At 64.2% G+C, this 3967-nt stretch carries 3 protein-coding genes and 1 pseudogene; 1 reads left to right on the top strand and 3 read right to left on the bottom strand.

The genetic code is table 11. The features are described 5' to 3' along the window. Positions 1-177 precede the first annotated feature (177 nt). The 3 genes from fusA to rpsL all read right to left on the bottom strand — a co-directional run bounded on the left by fusA (position 178) and on the right by rpsL (position 3229). The gene (gene fusA / locus DMC18_RS21655) at positions 178-2256 is read right to left on the bottom strand and encodes an elongation factor G (RefSeq protein WP_110121625.1); all 2079 of its coding nucleotides are present in this window, start codon (positions 2254-2256) and stop codon (positions 178-180) included. A gap of 114 nt (positions 2257-2370) precedes the next feature. After that, positions 2371-2844, bottom strand: coding sequence for a 30S ribosomal protein S7 (gene rpsG / locus DMC18_RS21650; RefSeq protein WP_007661568.1), 474 nt, complete (start codon positions 2842-2844; stop codon positions 2371-2373). A 13-nt stretch (positions 2845-2857) separates the two neighbouring features. After that, positions 2858-3229 (bottom strand): 30S ribosomal protein S12, encoded by a 372-nt coding sequence (gene rpsL / locus DMC18_RS21645; RefSeq protein ID WP_058350131.1) that lies wholly within the window; start codon positions 3227-3229, stop codon positions 2858-2860. A 343-nt stretch (positions 3230-3572) separates the two neighbouring features. Here rpsL and DMC18_RS21635 point away from each other — a divergent pair. After that, positions 3573-3967, top strand: a pseudogene (locus tag DMC18_RS21635) (hypothetical protein); the annotation flags it as partial.

The raw sequence follows: 3967 nt of genomic DNA, 5'->3' as shown, positions 1-3967 counted from the left end.
TGACCGATGGTGCCGATGTTGCAGTGCGGCTTATTACGTTCGAACTTTTCCTTGGCCATCTTCTTAGCTCCAGGACCCCAGAGGGGCCGTTGGTTGAACTTCTGGGGTTTGGGCGGGCGGGCCCCAAAAGGACCCGCCCTACTCTTCCGCTAAACGTGTCGTCCGGGGACGAAACGCTTAGGCGTACTTCTTGATCACTTCGTCGGCGACGTGCTGCGGCACCGGCTCGTAGTGATCGTAGACCATGCTGAACTGGGCGCGGCCTTGCGACATGCCCCGCAGGGTGTTCACGTAACCGAACATGTTGGCCAGCGGAACGAAGGCGTTCACGACCGTCGCGTTGCCGCGCATGTCTTGACCCTGGATCATGCCGCGACGGCTGTTCAGGTCGCCGATGACCGAACCCAGGTACTCTTCCGGGGTCACGACCTCGACCTTCATGATCGGCTCGAGCAGCTTGGGGCTGCCCTTTTCGCGCAGTTCCTTGAAGGCGGCGCGCGAGGCGATTTCGAAGGCCAGGACCGACGAGTCGACGTCGTGGTACTTGCCGTCCGTCAGGGTCGCCTTGAAGTCGATCAGCGGGAAGCCGGCCAGCAGGCCGTTGTCCTTGACCGATTCCAGGCCCTTCTGGACGCCCGGGATGTATTCCTTCGGCACGGCGCCGCCGACGATGGCGCTTTCGAAGATGAAGCCCGAACCCGGCTCGCCCGGCTCGAAGGTGATCATGACGCGGGCGAACTGGCCCGTACCACCGGTCTGCTTCTTGTGGGTGTAGTCGATGTCGACCTTGCGGCCCAGCGATTCACGATAGGCAACCTGCGGCGCGCCGATGTTGGCTTCGACCTTGTAGGTCCGCTTCAGGATGTCGATCTTGATGTCCAGGTGCAGTTCGCCCATGCCCTTCAGGATCGTCTGACCGCTTTCGAAGTCGGTCGAGACGGTGAAGGACGGATCTTCGGCGGCCAGCTTCTGCAGGGCGACGCCCAGCTTCTCCTGGTCGGCCTTCGACTTGGGCTCGACGGCGATTTCGATGACGGGCGCCGGGAATTCCATGCGCTCCAAGATCACCGGCGACTTCAGCGGATCGCACAGGGTGTCGCCCGTGCGGGTGTCCTTGAGGCCGGCCAGGGCGACGATGTCGCCGGCGTAGGCTTCCTTGATGTCTTCGCGGTTGTTGGAGTGCATGAGCAGCATGCGGCCGACCCGCTCGCGCTTGTCGCGCGTCGAGTTCAGCAGGCTCATGCCGGTTTCCATCTTGCCCGAGTACAGGCGGCAGAAGGTCAGCGAACCAACGAAGGGGTCGTCCATGATCTTGAACGCCAGCACCGACAGGGGCTCTTCGTCCGAGGCCTTGCGGGTGATTTCTTCTTCGGTCTTGAAGTCGATGCCCTTGGTCGGCGGGATGTCCAGCGGCGACGGCAGGTAGTCGACGACGGCGTCCAGCAGGGGCTGCACGCCCTTGTTCTTGAAGGCCGAGCCGCAGAGGATCGGGTAGAACGCGCCGTTCAGCACGGCCTTGCGGATGCACTTCTTGATGGTTTCTTCCGAGGGCTCTTCGCCGCCCAGATAGGCTTCCATCGCGTCGTCATCGAGTTCGACGGCGTTCTCGACCAGATAGGCGCGGGCTTCCACGGCCTTGTCCAGCAGGTCGGCCGGGATTTCTTCGTCGCGGTAGGTCGCGCCCAGGCCGTCGTTGTCCCAGACCACGGCCTTCATACGGACCAGGTCCACGAGGCCCTTCAGGTTCGATTCCGAACCGATCGGGAATTGGATCGGCACGGCCTTGGCGCCGAGGCGGTCGCGGATCGACTCGACCGACTTGTCGAAGTCGGCGCCGATCTTGTCCATCTTGTTGACGAACACGATACGCGGCACGCGATACTTGTCGGCCTGGCGCCAGACGGTTTCGGTCTGCGGCTCGACGCCGGCGTTGCCGTCCAGCACCGTCACGGCGCCGTCGAGGACGCGCAAGCTGCGCTCGACTTCGATGGTGAAGTCGACGTGCCCGGGGGTGTCGATGATGTTGAGGCGCTTGTCGTTCCAGAAAGCGGTCGTCGCGGCCGACGTGATGGTGATGCCGCGCTCTTGCTCCTGCTCCATCCAGTCCATGGTGGCGGCGCCGTCGTGGACTTCGCCGATCTTGTGGGACTTACCGGTGTAATACAGGATCCGCTCGGTCGTCGTCGTCTTGCCCGCGTCGATGTGGGCCATGATGCCGAAGTTGCGGTAGTCTTCGATTTTATGCGTGCGGGGCATAGCGATCGCTCTGCGAAACGGGACGGCCCTGACGGACACGACCGGGATTTAAACGTGCGGCGCGGGCGGTTTATCGCAAACCGCCCGCGCCTGAAAGAGTGCTGGTAAGAAAGCTTACCAGCGGTAGTGCGAGAAGGCCCGGTTGGCTTCAGCCATCTTGTGGGTGTCTTCGCGCTTCTTCACCGCGGTGCCGCGGTTGTTGGAAGCGTCGAGGAGCTCACCAGCCAGCTTTTCGGTCATGGTGTTTTCGCCGCGCTTGCGAGCGGCGGTCACCAGCCAACGGATGGCCAGGGCGCGACGACGGTCCGGACGGACTTCCACGGGCACCTGATAGGTGGCGCCGCCGACGCGGCGCGACCGGACTTCGATCGCCGGGGCGACGTTGTCCAGGGCGGAGTGGAAGGTCTCAAGCGGACCTTGGTCCTTGCGCTTGTTTTCCAGGATGTCGAAAGCACCATAGATGATGTTTTCAGCGACGGCTTTTTTGCCCTCGTACATCACGTAGTTCATGAACTTCGTGACGATCAGGTCCCCAAACTTGGGATCCGGCAGGACTTGGCGTTTCTCGGCGCGACGGCGGCGGGACATCTTCTTCTATTCCTTACTTCGGACGCTTGGCGCCGTAGAGCGAACGACGCTGCTTACGATCCTTGACACCTTGGGTGTCGAGGACGCCGCGCAGGATGTGGTAGCGGACGCCGGGCAAGTCCTTGACGCGGCCGCCGCGGATGAGCACCACCGAGTGCTCCTGCAGGTTGTGGCCTTCGCCCGGGATGTAGCACACGGCTTCGATGCCGGTGGTCAGACGGACCTTGGCGACCTTACGCAGAGCCGAGTTCGGCTTCTTCGGGGTCGTCGTGTAGACGCGGGTGCAGACGCCGCGACGTTGGGGGCAGCCCTTCAGGGCGGGCACCTTGTTCCGGACCGGCTTCGGAGAGCGCGGCTTGCGGATGAGCTGGTTGACGGTAGGCATTAAGTCTCTGCTCTGATGGAAGCGTGTGCCTTTCGGCCGAGGCGCTTCAGGGTCCTTGTTGTTCTTCTTTCCGGCTTCAAGGCTCCGGTTGGAGACCCGATAAACACGAAACTCGCCGGGACGCGGAAAGCGTTCCGGCGGGCCTGCCGTCGGTTTATGGACGGACGCTCATCAGGACGGGCGCAAGACCCACCTCGAAAAGAGCGCGGAACCTACTCGCGAAGGCGCTCCACGTCAATCGCCGGCTTCCGCGTCGGTTAATGGAGCGTTTAGAGGGCCACGCTTTCGCCATAGGCGATCGCCAGCCTCGCTTCACAACCCGTCCTTGCTTGCCGAGTCATTCGTGGTCCAAGCCGCCGCGCCGTCCATAACACGCCTGCTGGATCTACGGAGCGAACCCAGGCGCGACAAGCGGTTCTGGGCGCTGGCCGGCGGGTCGGCGGGGCTGCACCTGCTGGTCCTGGCCTGGCTTGCCCTGCCGGTGCGGGCGGTGTTCCCCGACCTCGACGCGACATCGACGGTGACCATCGACCTGGTCGGTCCGACCCCGCGCGAGCGCCCCCGGGCGGCCGTCGAAACCCCGGCCGCGGCCGCCTCTTCGGCCCTCGCTTCGCCCCTGGCGAATCCGCGCGAGGCCCGGCGGCCGGCTCCGGCGGGAATCGCCCCCTCCCCCTTCGTGGCGGCGCCGGCGACGGACGCGCGCGGACGCGGAAACGCCGAGCATCCCGCGCCCCTGCC

The sequence above is a fragment of the Caulobacter sp. D5 genome, assembly GCF_003185805.1.
Classification (GTDB): domain Bacteria; phylum Pseudomonadota; class Alphaproteobacteria; order Caulobacterales; family Caulobacteraceae; genus Caulobacter.
The sequence above is the reverse complement of the archived record's forward strand: the minus strand, read 5'-3'. Positions and strand labels throughout refer to the sequence as shown.

Coding starts and splice junctions, on each gene's coding strand:
- fusA (WP_110121625.1), bottom strand. CDS start 2,256: ATGCCCCGCACGCATAAAATCGAAGACTACCGCAACTTCGGCATCATG.
- rpsL (WP_058350131.1), bottom strand. CDS start 3,229: ATGCCTACCGTCAACCAGCTCATCCGCAAGCCGCGCTCTCCGAAGCCG.
- rpsG (WP_007661568.1), bottom strand. CDS start 2,844: ATGTCCCGCCGCCGTCGCGCCGAGAAACGCCAAGTCCTGCCGGATCCC.